Source organism: Citrobacter sp. Awk 4, assembly GCF_028069725.1.
Classification (GTDB): Bacteria; Pseudomonadota; Gammaproteobacteria; order Enterobacterales; family Enterobacteriaceae; genus Citrobacter_D.
On record NZ_JANEWG010000001.1, the window covers coordinates 66,105 to 84,094 of the forward strand.

At 51.1% G+C, this 17,990-nt stretch carries 16 protein-coding genes; 6 read left to right on the top strand and 10 right to left on the bottom strand.

All coding sequences use genetic code 11. From position 1 onward, the window contains the following. Window positions 1-6: 6 nt before the first annotated feature. The 4 genes from NNO04_RS00305 to NNO04_RS00320 all read right to left on the bottom strand — a co-directional run bounded on the left by NNO04_RS00305 (window position 7) and on the right by NNO04_RS00320 (window position 3,535). Complete coding sequence (locus NNO04_RS00305; protein WP_271442965.1) at window positions 7-1,236, bottom strand: polysaccharide deacetylase family protein; 1,230 nt, start codon at window positions 1,234-1,236, stop codon at window positions 7-9. A gap of 62 nt (window positions 1,237-1,298) precedes the next feature. Then, window positions 1,299-1,739: a PTS sugar transporter subunit IIA gene (locus tag NNO04_RS00310; protein ID WP_271442966.1), complete on the bottom strand. Its 441-nt coding sequence runs from the start codon at window positions 1,737-1,739 to the stop codon at window positions 1,299-1,301. A gap of 102 nt (window positions 1,740-1,841) precedes the next feature. Then, window positions 1,842-2,612, bottom strand: coding sequence for an ABC transporter permease (locus tag NNO04_RS00315; protein WP_203358897.1), 771 nt, complete (start codon window positions 2,610-2,612; stop codon window positions 1,842-1,844). Continuing rightward, window positions 2,609-3,535, bottom strand: coding sequence for an ABC transporter ATP-binding protein (locus tag NNO04_RS00320; RefSeq protein WP_271442967.1), 927 nt, complete (start codon window positions 3,533-3,535; stop codon window positions 2,609-2,611). The genes NNO04_RS00315 and NNO04_RS00320 overlap by 4 nt, the downstream gene beginning before the upstream one ends. 108 nt (window positions 3,536-3,643) lie before the next feature. Between NNO04_RS00320 and can the strand changes: the two genes are divergently transcribed. Next, on the top strand, window positions 3,644-4,306 hold the full coding sequence (can, locus tag NNO04_RS00325) for a carbonate dehydratase (RefSeq protein ID WP_162381084.1): 663 nt from the start codon (window positions 3,644-3,646) through the stop codon (window positions 4,304-4,306). Between the two features lie 103 nt (window positions 4,307-4,409). Here the strand turns inward: can and hpt are convergent, their stop codons facing one another. The 3 genes from hpt to NNO04_RS00340 all read right to left on the bottom strand — a co-directional run bounded on the left by hpt (window position 4,410) and on the right by NNO04_RS00340 (window position 8,054). Next, window positions 4,410-4,946, bottom strand: coding sequence for a hypoxanthine phosphoribosyltransferase (gene hpt / locus NNO04_RS00330; protein ID WP_042997896.1), 537 nt, complete (start codon window positions 4,944-4,946; stop codon window positions 4,410-4,412). Window positions 4,947-5,293: 347 nt separating this feature from the next. Then, window positions 5,294-6,598 carry a glycoside hydrolase family 28 protein gene (locus NNO04_RS00335; RefSeq protein ID WP_271442968.1) on the bottom strand — a complete coding sequence of 435 codons (1,305 nt, stop codon included), beginning with the start codon at window positions 6,596-6,598 and terminating at the stop codon, window positions 5,294-5,296. 28 nt (window positions 6,599-6,626) lie between these two features. Continuing rightward, window positions 6,627-8,054 carry an MFS transporter gene (locus tag NNO04_RS00340; protein WP_271442969.1) on the bottom strand — a complete coding sequence of 476 codons (1,428 nt, stop codon included), beginning with the start codon at window positions 8,052-8,054 and terminating at the stop codon, window positions 6,627-6,629. Between the two features lie 326 nt (window positions 8,055-8,380). Between NNO04_RS00340 and NNO04_RS00345 the strand changes: the two genes are divergently transcribed. Then, complete coding sequence (locus NNO04_RS00345; protein ID WP_192611110.1) at window positions 8,381-8,653, top strand: SemiSWEET transporter; 273 nt, start codon at window positions 8,381-8,383, stop codon at window positions 8,651-8,653. A 171-nt stretch (window positions 8,654-8,824) separates the two neighbouring features. On the opposite strand, the gene cueO is transcribed toward NNO04_RS00345, so the two are convergent. Next, window positions 8,825-10,408, bottom strand: coding sequence for a multicopper oxidase CueO (cueO, locus tag NNO04_RS00350; protein ID WP_271442970.1), 1,584 nt, complete (start codon window positions 10,406-10,408; stop codon window positions 8,825-8,827). A gap of 166 nt (window positions 10,409-10,574) precedes the next feature. Between cueO and NNO04_RS00355 the strand changes: the two genes are divergently transcribed. The 3 genes from NNO04_RS00355 to speD all read left to right on the top strand — a co-directional run bounded on the left by NNO04_RS00355 (window position 10,575) and on the right by speD (window position 12,705). After that, the gene (locus tag NNO04_RS00355; protein ID WP_271442971.1) at window positions 10,575-10,922 is read left to right on the top strand and encodes a YacC family pilotin-like protein; all 348 of its coding nucleotides are present in this window, start codon (window positions 10,575-10,577) and stop codon (window positions 10,920-10,922) included. A gap of 107 nt (window positions 10,923-11,029) precedes the next feature. Next, complete coding sequence (speE, locus tag NNO04_RS00360) at window positions 11,030-11,890, top strand: polyamine aminopropyltransferase (RefSeq protein WP_271442972.1); 861 nt, start codon at window positions 11,030-11,032, stop codon at window positions 11,888-11,890. A gap of 20 nt (window positions 11,891-11,910) precedes the next feature. After that, on the top strand, window positions 11,911-12,705 hold the full coding sequence (gene speD, locus NNO04_RS00365) for an adenosylmethionine decarboxylase (protein WP_271442973.1): 795 nt from the start codon (window positions 11,911-11,913) through the stop codon (window positions 12,703-12,705). Between the two features lie 47 nt (window positions 12,706-12,752). On the opposite strand, the gene yacL is transcribed toward speD, so the two are convergent. After that, on the bottom strand, window positions 12,753-13,115 hold the full coding sequence (gene yacL / locus NNO04_RS00370) for a protein YacL (protein ID WP_271442974.1): 363 nt from the start codon (window positions 13,113-13,115) through the stop codon (window positions 12,753-12,755). 175 nt (window positions 13,116-13,290) lie between these two features. Continuing rightward, complete coding sequence (acnB, locus tag NNO04_RS00375) at window positions 13,291-15,888, bottom strand: bifunctional aconitate hydratase 2/2-methylisocitrate dehydratase (RefSeq protein ID WP_271442975.1); 2,598 nt, start codon at window positions 15,886-15,888, stop codon at window positions 13,291-13,293. A gap of 400 nt (window positions 15,889-16,288) precedes the next feature. Between acnB and NNO04_RS00380 the strand changes: the two genes are divergently transcribed. Next, complete coding sequence (locus NNO04_RS00380) at window positions 16,289-17,980, top strand: DUF3300 domain-containing protein (protein ID WP_271442976.1); 1,692 nt, start codon at window positions 16,289-16,291, stop codon at window positions 17,978-17,980. The last annotated feature ends 10 nt before the right edge of the window (window positions 17,981-17,990 follow it).

The following is a 17,990-nucleotide window of genomic DNA, read 5'->3' on the forward strand; positions in this document are numbered from 1 at the left end:
GCAGAATTACCCCTGCGGCTGATTGCTGATCAGCCGTGACATGGTTTCCAGCGAATCCGTTCTTAAGATATACAGGCGTTTCAATAAGAACGGATTATCCCCCGGCTTTACCTTCCCTTTCACCGTCGTGACCGCCATATGGAATCCCGCATCGTTAGCCGCTTTTAGCGCCGTGGCGTTATAGCCGCCGAATGGATAAGAGAGATAAAGCACATGCGGGTTAAACTGCGCCAGTGCGCGGCGTGAACGGGCAAAATCCATAAAAATATTGTGATAGCTACGGCTGAGCAGGATCGGGCGGCGATAGCCGTCTACCCGATGCAAAAAATGCGTATGCGACTGGAAATCAAAGGTATTTCTGATCTCCTGTAGTTCAGAAATGCTCATAAACTGTAGCGATTTGGGATCCCATTTTTGCGGATGTCTCTTAATACGGGATGAAATAATAAAGGCGGTCGCCTTAAAACCATACTGTTTCAATACCGGGTAGGCATAGCGACTGACTGATTTCAGTCCATCATCAAAGGTAATGACTACCGCGCGCGCCGGAAGATTCATCTTATTGCGCACATACCCTTCCAGCTGGTACATCGTCAACGTGGTATATCCCAGGTCCCGCAGCCAGGTCATCTGGTTACTGAAAGCCCGCACCGATGTCGTCGTCGAGGTATGGCGAAAACGGGTGTTCTCTTCATCGCGTAAAATATGGTGGTAGGTGAGCACGGGAATACCGTGATCTTCCTGCGCGTCCAGCGCGCTGATATAAGCAAGCCGATTACCGATCCGCACCTGATACCAGGTTTGGTTGAGCCGACCTTTCAGCTTACTGATAATGGGATAACGTAAATTTTCTGCGAGTATGCCAAAGGGCGCGCTTCCCGCATCCGGCGCATTATAAACGGGCGTATCTTTCCAGGTGACCAGGTTCTGGTTGCTAAGGGGTTTATTAAGGGCACCCAGACCATCTTCCACTTTCTGATGACCCTGCACCGGTTCCAGGTGGCCTTTATCGATAAACCCGGTGCCGAACCCAAATTTGAATTCGTAATAATCTGCGGCAATGGGTTCAACAGAGATTATCTGCCCCGCACGAAGCGTTCCCACGTTCTTCATGTTGTTGCCAATCTGCGCCCAGATGGCGGCATCTTCCGTTGTCTGCATATAGCGCGCAGGCAACGCAGCGCCAGTCCCCATTGAAACCAACAGCAACAGGAGGAAAAAAACGTGTTTGATCATCAGAAATAGCCGGGACGTGAATACCCTGCCTATTGTAACAAAACCGCCCTCAATACCAACGGCTAATACTCATACAAATCATGCAGCAATACAAAAGGGGGATTTTTTTGCTGCTGATGCCAGAGACTGGTCACCTCTGACGTGCCACGCGCCACGATGTGATTGCGAAACTCAACGCTGCTCATCGCCTCTCGCGACGACAGCATTTTTTCCAGCAATGGCAGAGTGACGCCGGAAATCACCTCACACTGAGAATGTTTATGGCTCAACAAAGACGCAATGCGATAAGGTGCAGCGCCAGGCGCATCGGTTAAAAAGATCACCCCCTCGCCAGAATCCGTTTGATGCAACGCGTCACACAACATGCGACTCAACATATTTGCGCTTAATCCATGCCAGAAATTCACCGCACGGCATTGCGCCTGGGAGCCGTGTTTTTTTTCCAGACGAGACAGCAGTTCCTCTGCACGACCATCATGACAGGTAATAACCCAACCTAACATTGCCTACCTCCTTAGCAGGGAAGTAGTTTATCAAGGTAATCAATATGTAATGGTGACAACCGTCAAAGGAATCCCCTCCCAAAACGGGAGAGGAGTGTGAAATCAGCTACGTAGCCCACGTCCACGCTGGATCAAATACCAGCACAGCATGTAGAAAGCGACGGTGAAGATCACCAGTACGCCAAATGTAGTGATTAACGGAACATCATGAATACCGAGGAAACCATAGCGGAAACCACTGATCATGTAGACGATGGGGTTCAGGTGCGACAGACCCTGCCAGAATGGTGGTAGCAGCGTCAAAGAGTAAAACACCCCGCCAAGATAGGTCAGCGGCGTCAGCACAAACGTCGGGATCAGGCTGATATCATCAAAGGTTTTTGCGAACACAGCATTCAACAACCCGGCTAGCGAAAACAGCACCGACGTCAATGCCAGCGTTAATGCAACGAACAGCCACGAATGAACCTGAAATGGCACAAAAAATAACGAAATTGCCGTCACCAGCACACCGACGCACAGCCCGCGCGCCACACCACCGCCGACAAATCCGGCAATAATGACATGCGTCGGGACCGGGGCGACCAACAATTCTTCGATGTTGCGCTGAAATTTAGCGCTAAAAAACGACGACGCCACGTTGGCGTAAGAGTTGGTAATCACCGCCATCATGATAAGACCCGGCACGATAAACTGCATGTAGCTAAAGCCATGCATTTCACCTATCCGCGAACCGATCAAGTTGCCAAAAATAATGAAGTAAAGCGTCATGGTGATAACGGGCGGAACCAGCGTTTGTACCCAGATGCGCATAAAGCGGTGGATCTCTTTGGCCCAGATGCTTTTCAGCGCGACCCAGTAAAGCTGCATCATGCGCGATCTCCTTGTTTTTCATGAACCAGTGAAACAAACAGCTCTTCCAGACGGTTCGCCTTATTGCGCATACTCAGCACCTGAACCCCCTGCTCGCTGAGCTGGCTGAATACGCTGTTAATCCCCTGCTCGCGCAGCACTTCCACTTCCAGCGTGGCGGTATCCACCAGCCGATACTGATAGCCTTCGAGCTTCGGCAGCGGGCTTTTTGCCGCCAGATCGAGAATGAAGGTTTCTGATTTCAGCTTTGAGAGCAGGTTTTTCATTGAGGTGTTTTCCACCAGCTCTCCGTGCTGAATAATCCCGATATTGCGGCACAGCATTTCCGCTTCTTCCAGATAGTGGGTGGTCAGAATGATCGTGGTGCCTTTGTCGTTTAAATCCTTCAAAAACCCCCACATTGAGCGGCGAAGTTCAATATCGACGCCCGCAGTCGGCTCATCAAGAATTAACAGTTTCGGTTCATGCATAAGCGCGCGAGCGATCATCAAGCGCCGCTTCATCCCTCCCGACAACATACGCGCACGTTCGTTGCGTTTTTCCCACAAATCGAGCTGTTTTAAATACTTTTCGCTGCGTGTGATCGCTTCTTTTCGTTCGACGCCATAGTATCCCGCCTGATTCACCACGATCTGCTGGACGGTTTCAAACGGGTTGAAATTGAATTCCTGCGGCACTAAACCCAACTGGCGTTTAGCATTGACCACATCTTTCGCCAGATCGTAACCGAAGACACTGACGCGCCCGGACGTTTTGTTTACCAGCGAGCTGATAATGCCGATTGTGGTAGATTTTCCTGCCCCATTCGGCCCCAGAAGCGCATAAAAATCACCCGCTTCGACTTGTAAATCTATCCCACGCAACGCCTGAACGCCGCCAGGGTAGGTTTTTTTAAGTTGTTGAAGTTCCAGTGCAATGGTCATAAATTTTTACTTACCTTACGTTCCTACACTTTATATGTGGTTTAAATAATCCCGGAGTTGACCTATATTAGCCCAACGCGTTTATTTGGTTACAGGTCGTTAACCTCCATGAAAGACATAGATACACTCATCAGTAACAATGCACTATGGTCAAAAATGCTGGTGGAAGAGGATTCCGGATTTTTTGAGAAACTGGCGCAAGCACAGAAGCCGCGCTTTCTATGGATTGGATGTTCCGACAGTCGCGTTCCTGCAGAACGTTTAACCGGGCTTGAACCGGGCGAATTATTTGTGCACCGTAATGTGGCCAACCTGGTCATCCACACCGACCTCAACTGCCTCTCTGTTGTGCAGTATGCCGTTGATGTCTTAGAAGTTGAACATATTATTATTTGTGGTCACTACGGTTGCGGTGGTGTGCAGGCTGCTGTTGAAAACCCGGAACTGGGGTTGATCGACAACTGGCTGCTACACATCCGTGATATTTGGTTTAAACATAGCTCCCTGCTGGGTGAAATGCCTCAGGAGCGTCGTATGGACACCCTGTGTGAACTGAATGTGATGGAACAGGTGTATAACCTGGGCCACTCCACCATTATGCAGTCCGCCTGGAAACGCGGTCAGAAAGTGACGATCCACGGTTGGGCGTATGGTATTCACGATGGCCTGCTGCGCGATCTTGACGTGACTGCCGTCAGTCGCGAATCCCTTGAACAGCGTTACCGTCAGGGGATTTCCAATCTCAAACAGAAGCACATCAACCACAAGTAATTCTTGTTAAAAAGCCGGGGGGCGATTCCGCCTTACCCGGCCTGAAGGCCTACCGTCGCGTTGGCCTGATAAGCGAAGCGCCATCAGGCGCTCCTCTCTTTGATTACTCGTCCAGCAGTACGACTTTACCGACATACGGCAGATGGCGATAACGCTGCGCGTAGTCGATGCCGTAACCCACCACGAATTCATCCGGAATAGAGAAACCAATAAACTCTACCGGGACATTCACTTCACGGCGTGAGGGTTTGTCCAGCAGGGTACAAATCGCCAGTGATTTAGGCTCACGCAGGCTCAGGATTTCACGCACTTTTGACAACGTGTTGCCGGAGTCGATGATGTCTTCGACGATCAGCACATCTTTGCCACGAATATCTTCATCCAGGTCTTTGAGGATTTTAACATCGCGGGTCGTGGACATGCCGCTACCGTAGCTGGAGGCGGTCATAAAATCGACTTCATGAGATACCTGCACTTCACGGCACAGGTCCGCCATAAACATAAATGAACCGCGCAGCAGACCCACCAGCACCATATCACTGCCGCTGTCTTTATAACGCTCAGTAATCTGACGACCCAGTTCAGCAATACGTGCTTTGATCTCCGCTTCGGGGATCATGACTTCTACAGTATGTTTCATATCTCTAACCATATGATTTAAAAACAAATCACTCAATGCCTTCTCGGAATTGCACAGCATCGAAGCGCAAGGCACGCAGTATACCAGCAAAAGTAATTGTTCGCGGCATCCGTTAATAAGTCTAATTTTGCAATGAGGTTCGCGCCTCTTAAATCCAAAATCCCACTGCCACAAAAATCAACAAATCCATATAACACATTGTTATAGAATAAAATAATTCGAGATAACCACGGATTGTCAGGCAAAAAAATAGGCGACTCATTGTCGCCTGTGTCCTGCCGGATGATGAAAAGTAGCGGCCTGTTTTTTACAATAGCAGCGTGGGGCCACCACGCTGCTTTTCTGTTTTAGCGATTATCAAACGTATCGTTCGCGCCGTCATTTTCCCCGGCAACAGACACAACCACGTCATCAAAGCGCAAATCATTCACAGCAACAATACGTCCAAACTCCCTGGCCTCAATCCGACAGTGACTAAAGCTAATGTTCTCCATCGGTTTTTCGGTAAAGGCGACCAGGTCGAACGCGCGCGCCGGTAATGCATAGTCGGCATCCAGAGTGGCATTAACGTGACTAATGCGGATATTACGCACTTTGGTCATCTGTAAATGCTCCGGGATTTGCCTTGCTACTGCCTGCCAGTCTTCTGGCAGTTCATCAATGTTGTCAAAGAGTTTGCGGTTGTAGGAATTGTGCCAATCCATAATCCAGGAAAATGGAAATTGCACATTGTGCATTTGCAAATTTTCCACCACCACATCTTCCATGAAACCGCCACGCTCTTTCGACGATTTCATGCGTAAACCGCAATCAGAGTTCTCAAAGGTAATGTCATGCACATAGACATTCCGAATGCCGCCGCTGACTTCACTGCCCAGAGTCACGCCGTAGCCTGAGCGAATAAGGCAGTTGTCGATTTCGATATGTTCCGCAATCTTACCGACCCGGTAACCATCGCCGTCACGACCCGATTTGACGACAATACAGTCATCACCGCACGACACGTCACAGCGGGTGACGCGTACATGGCTGGATGAATCAATGTCAATGCCGTCGGTGCTTGGCCCATGGTTATCGCGGATGGTTAAACCACTCACCAGAACCTGGTTCGCATAGGTTATCTGTAAATTCCAGAACCCGGCGCGCTCAAAGGTCAAATCAGAGATCGTGACGTTTTCTGCCTTGTAAATCAGGCAGGCGCGTGGGCGTTTAACGAGGTAATCCGCAATCCAGCGCAGCCCTTTTTTATCGTAATCGACGCGCAGTCCACTCTCTTTATCCGGACCACAATAGAGATCCCACCAGTGCGTACCCTGACCGTCAATCTTGCCAGGACCAGAGATCTCAATGTTGTTAACATCAATAGCATTGAGTACCGCCGCAGGCCACATCATCTCAACACCCGCAACCCGCGTTGGGATCTCCGGATAGTCAGAAATATCGGTGGAACCCAGCAGAGTCGCCCCTTGCGCGAATTGCAATTTGCTTCCTTCTTTCAGAAAGAGCGAACCTACCAGATAGTTCCCCGGTGAAATCACGACGGGAAGTCCCTGTTCAGCACCAGCATCAATAGCCCGTTGAATTGCCAGAGTGTCTTTCACAACACCGTCACCCATTGCACCAAAATCTTTCACTTCAATTTGTACAGGCATTAATTCTGTCCTTCTCTCATTCTCAGGGTTATTTGCTAATACCATTTAATTTATTCAGCGTTTTTTCCATTTCGAGCGTTTGTTTACGGTTCAATGGATAGAAGTAAATCAACGTCACTGCAGCCAAAAACAGGCACAGAGCAGGCAAAAGATTCGCCATCGCGTAGATATTTTCCTGCACGGCACTGCTCTGGGTGATGCCCCCCGTTGAAGAGGACTGATAACCGATAATCGCCAGCATGAAGCCACCAATAGCACCCGCACACGCCTGACCCACTTTGCGGGCAAAGAAGTTCACACCATAAACGGTGCCATCCTCGCGGTCGCCGGTGACATACTGGTGATAATCACAAACATCCGTCATGAATGCCCAAATCATCAGGTTGAAGAGTCCTGCACCCAGGGTCGCCAGGAAAAGGAAGACCAGATAGGTTTTCGCATCCGTGATATGGCAGAAGTACATCACCAGATACATACCCACCGAAAAGAGCAGTGCGCCTACGCTTGCCTCTTTTTTACCAAATCGCTTCGTGAGCCAGGACGCCGATGGCGCCAGCAGGACCAGAGAACCGAAGGTAAACAGTAATGCGACAGACATCGCCTCTTTGTTGTGGAAGTAGTCATTAAACAGATAGGTCATGTTGGTACCAGAGAGCCCCTGGTTAATCACAATCAGCAGATCAACAACGACTAAAACGATCAGCGCTTTATTGCGTAACAATCCCTTCAGTAAAACAGATACCGGCACGTTCTCTTTTGTCTCAACGCGCACACGTTCCGTCGTTAACTGGCACGTCAGTGTTAAGAAGATGAAAGCCAGCACTGAACATCCGATCGAAATCCAGAAGAAGCGCTCACCAGAAATAACCTGGCTACCGTCAACAAGGGTGGTATACATCAGGATAGGAATAAAGAAGCCGGTCGCCCCGCCACCGATAGCAGAACCAATGCTGCGATACGTAGAGAGCGAAACACGGTCGTCCGGATTGGAACTGATAGCCGCCGACATTGCGCCATAAGGAATGTTAACGGTCGATAACAGCGCACCGTAGACAAAATAGGAGCCGCAAATGTAAATGATTTTCGCGGTATATGAAAATTCACTCACAAATGGCAGGAACAGCAATACCGCAACGGCGCAAAAAGGATACTTCATGCGACTAACCCAGGGGTTAAAACGCCCTTTGGCGGTTAGCTTAGAGGTATCACATAAACGCCCCACGGCCACATCGACAAACGCATCAAAGAGTTTGGTCACAAAATAGAGCGACCCGACGATAACGCCAGAAATACCCAGAACATTGGTGTAATAAATCATTAAAAAACTGTTCACCAACCCAAGGATAAAACAGTTACCCAGGTCACCGCACATATAGCCAAATTTATCTCTAAACCCGAACGGCCTGATATTAATACTTTTATTGCTTTCGATGATATGTTCATCTCGAACCGTCATGCCAACTCCTCACACGTATTATTCACAAAAATTATGTATACATTCTGATAGCTTGGGTAATAAAAAGATGTACTATCGCAAAACCGAATTTGGTACGACACGTTTTCGCATTAAAGAATAATTGGTATGACAACAAGATGAAGTGCTGAAGATCACACAATCTCAAGCAACCCTTCACCGACAGCACAAAAGGTATATATTTCAAATAAAATTGGTGTGATAACTATAATGCAGTAAAACCTGGCTACGTTTTGTAAAACTAAACGGTTTACATATAAAATGGCTTCAGGAAGTTAACAACACATATACATTCGCGGAAGTAATAGATGGATTACATTAATATCATTGGTTTTATTGGCGGCGGTTGCACTACCATTTCTTTTATTCCGCAGGTGGCTTTAGTGCTAAAGACAAAATCAACGAAAGATATTTCATTGATGATGTACTCCGTTTTTGTTTTCGGCATTTCTTTATGGCTGCTCTATGGAATTTTGTCGGGCGCTCTCCCCGTTATCATCCCCAATTTGATTACCTTCGTTCTGGCAGGTTCAATTCTCTTTATGAAGATAAAAAACGAAATTATTCAAAAAAATCGATAATGGTTGCGCCAGGTAGTAAAACGAGCATCGATAATGCCTGCTACTTTTACTACCTGGATAATGACAGACCAGACCTTCCCCCAGTACAGCGCCTCAGAGGTAAAATATCTCAGGCATCAGGTTGGGCCATTTTCGGAGTTTCGCCCGCCGGCAAGCCGCGGGCGCAAAGTATTACGCAGTGGTAAATCCAAGCATCATTCCTGTGTCTTCATGCTCTAACAGATGACAGTGCGCCATATAAGCATGTTCTTTCGGGGCATCGTTTTCAAACTTGACCAACACCTCGCTGACGCCACCTTCGACGCGTACCGTATCTTTCCATCCCGTACGATGCGCTGCTGGCGTTTTGCCGTTTTCCGACAGAATGCGGAACTGAGTGCCATGAATATGGAACGGATGTAGCATCATGTCGCCCTCGCCGGAGATAACCCAACGCTCATACTGCCCTTTCGCCGCCGCAAACATCGGCTTGTTCATATCAAAAGCCTGACCATTGATCTTGTTGGCGTTATGGAAATCAAACTGCCCACCGTGATCCATATGCCCCATGCTGCCATGATTCATATTGCCGTGATTCATTTTTCCATTGCCCATATGCCCCATCTTCTGCCCACTCTCCATCCCGGACATCGCTTGATCGCCGTATTTTTTCATCAGCATTTGCATGCCCATCATGTCGAGCATGGGGTCCATAGAGAGCTGCAACTTGCGTACCGTAAGGCCATCAAGCGACGGTAACGCCGGCATACTGGTTAACGTATCCGGCAACGTACCGGAAGCGGTCACCACCAGCGGCTGGATGTGCATAACCGGATGCGGTTGATTAAATGGCGCAACCGCCATCCCCATCTGGCTGACCGGCAGCGTCACCAAATCAAACGCTTTGCCATCGCTGATATCTACCAGCACTTCGAACCGCTCCCCCATCAATAAGGGAAGTTCATTCACTTTGACAGGCTCAGCCAGCAATCCGCCGTCGCTGGCGATCACATACAGAGGGCGGCCATCGCTGGCGGCGATGTTGAGCGAACGCGCGTTACAACCATTGAGTAAACGCAGCCGTAGCCAGCCTCGTGGCGCGGCGTGTTGAGGGTAAATCGCCCCGTTGGTCAGCAGCGTGTCACCAAACCACCCCACCGCGGCGGTCATTACATCCAGTTGGTAATTGATCTGACCGTCAGCGGAAAACTGTTTGTCCTGAATAATCACCGGCACATCATCGATGCCCCACTGTGTAGGGAGCAGTAGCTTACGAATATCCTCATCTTCGATAAGCACCAGCCCCGCCAGCCCCATCGCGACCTGACGCCCCGTTTTTCCATGCTGATGTGGGTGGAACCAGCAGGTGGCGGCACGCTGCTCTGGTGTGAACGTGACGGTGCGCGAACCACCGGCAGGAATAACGCCTTGCGGACCGCCATCCACTTCACCGGGAATTTCCAGGCCATGCCAGTGTAATGTTGTCTCTTCAGCGAGCTGATTATGAATGTCGACGGTGACAGCTTTCCCCCTGTGCAGTTTTAACGCCGGTCCCAGCAGATTACCGTTGTAACCCCAGGTTGTGGCCGTCTTATCCCCGAAGGTCGACTGCCCGGTTTTGACGATCAACTGGATATGATTGCGTGCATCGGTGGTTAACAGATCGGGAATGGGTAACGCGGGGCGTGCGGCGGCAAATACACTCCGGCTCCACAGCGGCAATGCAGATGCGACCCCAAGTGCCACAGAATATTTTAAGAAATCACGACGTTGCATTTTCACTTCCTTATTCTCAGCAGGCGGGACACAGCCTAAAACTTGAGCATAGACCCTCCCCCTACAGGAAGGTCAAGTCAGAGACAGCCTCGAATGCAATAATAAAGGTCGTCGCCTCGCTCGCAGTGTGCTAACGTTTAATTTCCGTGATGCAGTGGTAGAAGCAATGAAGACGTTTTTCAGAACCGTGTTGTTCGGCAGCCTGATGGCCGTAAGTGCCAATAGCTATGCGCTCAGTGAGTCCGAAGCCGAAGATATGGCCGATTTAACGGCAGTTTTTGTATTTCTGAAAAATGACTGTGGATACCAGAATTTACCCAATGGGCAAATTCGTCGTGCGCTGGTCTTTTTTGCCCAGCAAAACCAGTGGGATCTCAGTAATTACGACACCTTCGACATGAAATCCCTCGGTGAAGACAGCTATCGGGATCTCAGCGGAATTGGTATCCCCGTCGCAAAAAAATGCAAAGCGCTGGCACGTGATTCCCTCAGTCTGCTGGCCTACGTCAAATAAATTTCCCGATACCAAAATGCTGAAGTAATGACCGTGCAACACCGGTCATTGTTAGCTATGATGTTGCGCCCTTTTTCACGGGCGTCAACAAATGGAGGTATCAACCCATGGCCGAAAATCCCTCGTGGCATGAAACGCTACACGACCAGTTTGGTCAGTACTTTGCCGTGGATAACGTGCTGTATCATGAGAAAACCGACCATCAGGATTTGATCATTTTCGAGAACGCCGCGTTTGGTCGCGTGATGGCGCTGGATGGCGTGGTGCAGACCACCGAGCGCGATGAATTTATCTATCACGAAATGATGACCCACGTGCCTTTGCTGGCGCACGGTCACGCTAAACATGTGCTGATCATCGGCGGTGGTGACGGGGCCATGCTACGCGAAGTGACCCGCCATAAAAACATTGAAACCATTACGATGGTGGAAATCGACGCAGGCGTGGTCTCATTTTGCCGACAATATTTGCCGAACCATAACGCAGGCAGCTACGACGATCCGCGATTTAAACTGGTGATCGACGACGGCGTCAACTTCGTGAATCAGACCCGCCAGACCTTCGATGTGATCATTTCCGACTGCACCGATCCTATTGGTCCCGGCGAAAGCCTGTTCACCTCGGCATTCTATGAAGGCTGCAAACGCTGCCTGAACCCTGGCGGGATTTTTGTCGCCCAGAATGGCGTCTGTTTCCTGCAGCAAGATGAAGCGCTCGACAGCCACCGCAAACTCAGCCACTACTTTGGTGACGTCAGTTTCTATCAGGCCGCCATTCCGACCTACTATGGCGGAATCATGACCTTTGCCTGGGCGACCGATAACGAAGCCCTGCGCCATCTTTCGACCGAGATTATTCAGGCCCGATTCCACACTTCCGGTCTGAAATGCCGTTACTACAATCCGGCGATTCACACGGCAGCCTTTGCCTTACCTCAATACTTGCAAGATGCACTGTCCGCGCAGTGAATCTAAGGATGTGATAAAAATTGAAAAAGCTGAAACTGCATGGCTTTAATAACCTGACCAAAAGCCTGAGTTTTTGTATTTACGATATCTGCTATGCCAAAACCGCCGAAGAGCGTGACGGCTACATCGCCTATATCGATGAACTCTACAACGCCAACCGTCTGACTGAGATTCTCTCGGAAACCTGTTCCATCATCGGCGCAAACATCCTGAATATTGCCCGTCAGGACTACGAACCACAGGGTGCCAGCGTCACCATTCTGGTGAGCGAAGAGCCGATGGACCCAAAACTTATCGATAAAACCGAACATCCAGGCCCTTTGCCGGAAGCGGTCGTCGCTCACCTTGATAAGAGCCATATCTGCGTCCACACCTATCCGGAAAGCCACCCGGAAGGTGGATTGTGTACCTTTCGCGCCGACATTGAAGTTTCCACCTGCGGCGTGATTTCACCGCTGAATGCGCTGAATTACCTTATCCACCAGCTCGAGTCCGATATTGTGACGATTGATTATCGTGTGCGGGGATTTACTCGTGATATCAATGGCATGAAGCACTTTATCGATCATGAGATCAATTCAATCCAGAACTTTATGTCCGAGGATATGAAGTCGCTGTATGACATGGTGGATGTGAACGTCTATCAGGAAAATATCTTCCATACCAAAATGTTGCTTAAAGAGTTCGACCTTAAGCACTACATGTTCCACACCAAACCGGAAGATCTGACAGACACCGAGCGCAAAGAGATTACCGCTGCGCTCTGGAAGGAAATGCGCGAGATTTACTACGGCCGTAATATTCCTACGGTGTAAGCGTATTCGCGGAGCACGGAGGCTCCGCTGTATAAAGTATCCCTGAACTAACGTTGCTGCACGAATTCACGATATGCCGCAACCACCTGAAGAAAATCCTCCACGCCACAAAGTGACAGACTCTCTTCGTCGTAGTAGCTCATCCCTTCTTCCATTTCGTCGCCAGAAAACTCAAGCTGATTAGCGCGAACCATCACCTCTTCGCCATCCATCCAGAGCGTGTATTCATGTCCTGCCCGTTGCCAGGAACGTTCGCTGCCTTTCACCGCATGCGCCGCCTGCTCCACTTCATCAAGCAAGGCCAGGTTTTCTTTCACTTCTTCATTAAACCAGTGCCCCACCACTTCGTGGCCCATGGACATCCGCACCTTTACGACTCCGGTAATATCACGCAGAAATTCGTAATCCATAATGTGTTCCTCTGCTCCCGGCAATGCGTCAATCTCGCACTGCGCCCATGCTGTAATTATCGCAGCATGGGCGCAGAAAAAAAGCGTAGCGGGTGGAAGGAATAGAAATAAAAATGCCCGGAGAAGCAGACTTCTCCGGGCATTGATGCGTTTTTACGCCAAACGCGTTAGCGAATTATACCGCGGTCTGGAAAATCACGCCGTCCGCTTTCTCGGTGTACTGAGAGAGCTTATCGAAGTTCAGATAACGGTAAGTGTCGACAGCGGTCTTATCTACCTGCGCCACATAGGTCTGATACTCTTCCGGGGTCGGCAGTTTACCGATCAATGCCGCAACGGCAGCCAGCTCCGCAGAGGCCAGGAAGACGTTCGCGCCGGTACCCAGACGGTTCGGGAAGTTACGGGTGGAAGTAGAAACCACCGTCGCACCGTCTGCTACACGCGCCTGGTTACCCATGCACAGTGAACAGCCAGGAATTTCAATGCGCGCACCGCTCTTACCAAAGACGCTGTAATAGCCTTCTTCCGTCAGTTGCGCGGCGTCCATACGGGTTGGCGGAGCCACCCACAGGCGCGTCGGCAGTTGGCCTTTGTGTGCATCCAGCAGTTTACCTGCGGCACGGAAGTGGCCGATGTTGGTCATGCAGGAACCGATAAACACTTCGTCGATCTTCTCGCCCTGCACGTCAGAGAGCAGACGCGCGTCGTCCGGATCGTTTGGCGCACACAGAATCGGCTCTTTGATATCGGCCAGATCGATGTCGATCACCGCCGCGTACTCTGCATCTGCATCGCCTTCCAGCAGCTCAGGGTTCGCCAGCCATTTTTCCATGCCCTGAACGCGACGTTCCAGGGTACGACGGTCGCCGTAACCTTCCGCGATCATCCACTTCAGCAGGACGATGTTGGAGTTCAGATACTCAATGATCGGCTCTTTGTTCAGCTTGATAGTACAACCGGCAGCGGAACGCTCAGCGGAAGCATCAGTCAGCTCGAACGCCTGCTCTACTTTCAGATCCGGCAGACCTTCAATTTCCAGGATACGGCCAGAGAAGATGTTTTTCTTCCCTTTCTTCTCAACGGTCAGCAGGCCCTGTTTGATGGCGTACAGCGGGATGGCGTGCACCAGATCGCGCAGGGTGATGCCCGGCTGCATTTTGCCTTTGAAGCGCACCAGCACCGATTCCGGCATATCCAGCGGCATCACGCCGGTCGCAGCAGCAAACGCCACCAGACCAGAGCCCGCCGGGAAGGAGATACCAATCGGGAAACGGGTATGCGAGTCACCACCGGTACCCACGGTATCCGGCAGCAGCATACGGTTCAGCCAGGAGTGGATAACGCCATCGCCCGGACGCAGGGAAACACCACCACGGTTCATAATGAAATCTGGCAGAGTGTGGTGCGTGGTGACGTCAACCGGCTTCGGATACGCCGCAGTGTGACAGAAAGACTGCATCACCAGATCAGCAGAGAAGCCCAGGCACGCCAGGTCTTTCAGCTCATCACGGGTCATTGGGCCAGTGGTATCCTGGGAGCCCACGGAGGTCATCTTCGGTTCGCAGTACGCGCCCGGACGAATCCCTTTCACGCCGCACGCGCGGCCCACCATTTTCTGCGCCAGCGAGAAGCCACGGTTGCTTTCCGCGACGTCTTTCGCCTGACGGAACACATCGCTGTGCGGCAGACCGAGAGACTCACGCGCTTTGGTGGTCAGGCCACGCCCGATAATCAGCGGGATACGACCACCGGCACGCACTTCGTCAATCAGCACATCGGTTTTCAGTTCAAAACTTGCCAGCAGCTCGCCAGTTTCATGGTTACGCACTTCGCCTTTGAACGGATAAACGTCAATCACGTCGCCCATGTTCAGGTTATTGACGTCCACTTCGATCGGCAGAGCGCCTGCATCTTCCATGGTGTTGAAGAAGATAGGGGCAATTTTGCCGCCGAGGCACAGGCCGCCGCCGCGTTTGTTCGGAACGTGCGGGATGTCATCGCCCATGAACCACAGCACGGAGTTCGTCGCGGATTTACGCGAAGAACCGGTCCCTACAACGTCGCCGACATAGGCCAGCGGGTAACCTTTCTGTTGTAAGGCTTCGATCTGTTTGATCGGACCAATCACGCCCGACTGATCCGGTTCGATCCCTTCACGGGCGTTTTTCAGCATCGCCAGCGCGTGCAGTGGAATATCAGGACGAGACCACGCATCCGGTGCCGGGGAGAGATCATCGGTGTTCGTTTCACCGGTCACTTTGAAGACGGTTACGGTAATTTTTTCAGCCAGTTGCGGACGGTTCAGGAACCACTCGGCATCGGCCCAGGACTGAATCACCTGCTTAGCAAAGGCGTTACCCGCTTTCGCTTTCTCTTCTACGTCGTAGAAGTTGTCGAACATCAGCAGGGTGTGGGAAAGCGCTTTGGCAGCGATCGGCGCCAGTTTGGCATCATCGAGCGCGTCGATCAGCGGATGAATGTTGTAACCCCCCTGCATGGTGCCCAGCAGTTCAATGGCTTTTTCAGGGGTCACAAGAGGGGAAGTCGCTTCGCCTTTGGCGACAGCAGCAAGGAATCCGGCTTTGACGTAAGCAGCTTCGTCAACGCCCGGCGGTACACGGTTAATCAACAGGTCTAACAGGAATTCTTCTTCGCCAGCAGGCGGGTTCTTCAGCAGCTCGACAAGCGCAGCCATTTGGGTAGCATCCAGGGGCTTGGGTACAATCCCCTCTGCGGCACGCTCAGCTACGTGCTTACGGTATTCTTCTAGCACGACGGTTCTCCTCGCTCTCATTGTCATAGTGCGGCGCTTTTGTATATGGGCGATTCTCTTCACGCTCCTGTGAGACAGCAGTTAGTAGGGTAAATGCCCGATACCGCAATCGGCAGAATAGCAGGATTTTAGCGGGGTGTTAATGTGTTTACAAAAAAGCAACATAAAAAAGTGGCTGAATCGTTACGTATGGTCTATTGCCCTTCATTATCAGGACAAGAAATTATTTTCCCCCGTTACGTTTAGTCACATAATTTCGTCTGATGATAATCATCTTGCGGTATCGATCCCAAGATAAGTTAAAAATTAAACTATTGTCTCTCTATACTCATGCCACACCGCAACGTCATGCGGCAGGTATTATGACCCTGGCGATTCCGCAGGAATCGGGAGAGAGAAGATGAAGTTGCCCTTTAAGCCCTATGTGATTGCTCTGGTGTGTTGCACTGGATTGCTCGCCGCTTCGGGTGTGTTGTATATCAAAAGCCAGACCCCCGAAGCGCCCGCGCCGGCGCCTGCCCCTGTGCAAACCGCCCCTGTCGCGGCACCGCCTCAAGATCCAACTGCAGCCGCTGCGCCTACCGCAAAACCGGCATTCACTAACGCCCAAATCGATCAGTGGGTTGCCCCTATTGCGCTTTTTCCTGATCCGCTGCTTTCTCAGGTACTGATGGCGTCGACCTACCCGGCGAACGTGGTTCAGGCTGTCCAATGGTCGCGTGATAATCCGAATTTGCAGGGAGATGCCGCAATTCAGGCGGTGGCAGGTCAACCGTGGGATCCAAGCGTCAAATCGCTGGTCGCGTTTCCTCAGCTAATGTCGATGATGGGTGAGAATCCACCGTGGGTACAAAACCTGGGGGATGCCTTCCTGGCGCAGCCGCAGGATGTGATGGACTCCGTTCAGCGCCTGCGATTACTGGCGCAACAAACCGGTGCGCTGAAATCTTCACCGCAGCAAACGGTGACCAGCGAACCGAAGAAAACCGTTGCCGCGACACAGAACACCACCACCACAACCACCAACAACACCACAAATACGACGACGCAAGCCCCGGCACCGACCGTCATCAAAATTGAGCCCACCGATCCGCAGGTCGTCTATGTCCCGAGCTATAACCCTTCGACGGTGTATGGAACCTGGCCAAATACGGCCTATCCGCCGGTTTATATGCCGCCTCCTCCGGGGCAACAGTTTGCCAGCAGTTTTGTGAACGGTTTTGGTTTTAGTCTGGGGGTAGCCACTACCTATGCCTTGTTCAGTGACATTGACTGGGATGATGACGACGACGATTATCACCACGATCATGATGACTACAACGGTGGTGGCGGTCATTATGAACGTAACGGGGACAACAACATCAACATCGATGTGGAAAACCTCAACCGTATCTCCGGTCAAAATCTTAAAGACAGGAACATGAACTGGCAGCACAACCCTGCTTATCGCGGCGGCGTGCCTTACCAGAGCAACGCGGTCTCGCAACGTTTTAATCAGACCAGTGCCAACGGTGGATTGCGTACAACGCAGCAATCAGCTGCCACAACTGCATCCCGCGACAGCCAGCGCCAAGCGGCAATGACAGAGCTCCAGCAGCGCAACAACACGGCCCCCAAAACGGCCCAGCAGTCGGTCTCTTCCCGCGATATGCAACGCAAAGCAGCTTCACAGCAACTGAATCAAGTTGCCCAGCGTAACAACTATCGCGGTTACGATACCCCGCAAAACAGCACGCGTCGGGAAGCCGCGCAAAAAACGCTACAAAAATCGACAACGCCGAAACAACAGCAGAATCGCAATGAGCAGAGAGCGAAAGCCCAACAGCAGGTTTCTCAGCAGCAACGCGATAACGCTCGCCAGCGGGTGGAGTCGTCCACAACGCAGCGGCGAAGCTCTGTCTCGACGGAACAACGTCAGGCGCGCGTACAGAGTAACCGTTCTAACGCATTCAGTGGGAATGACAGCCGTTCACCCTCCTGGCAATCTCAGCAATCACGAGGTCAGGAAAGCCGCCGTGTGAGTCGTGCAAATACCCAACAGCGTGCCGAGGCGCGTGGAAATATGTCTGAGCGTCACGAACGCCGTCGTTAATCGGAGCAAA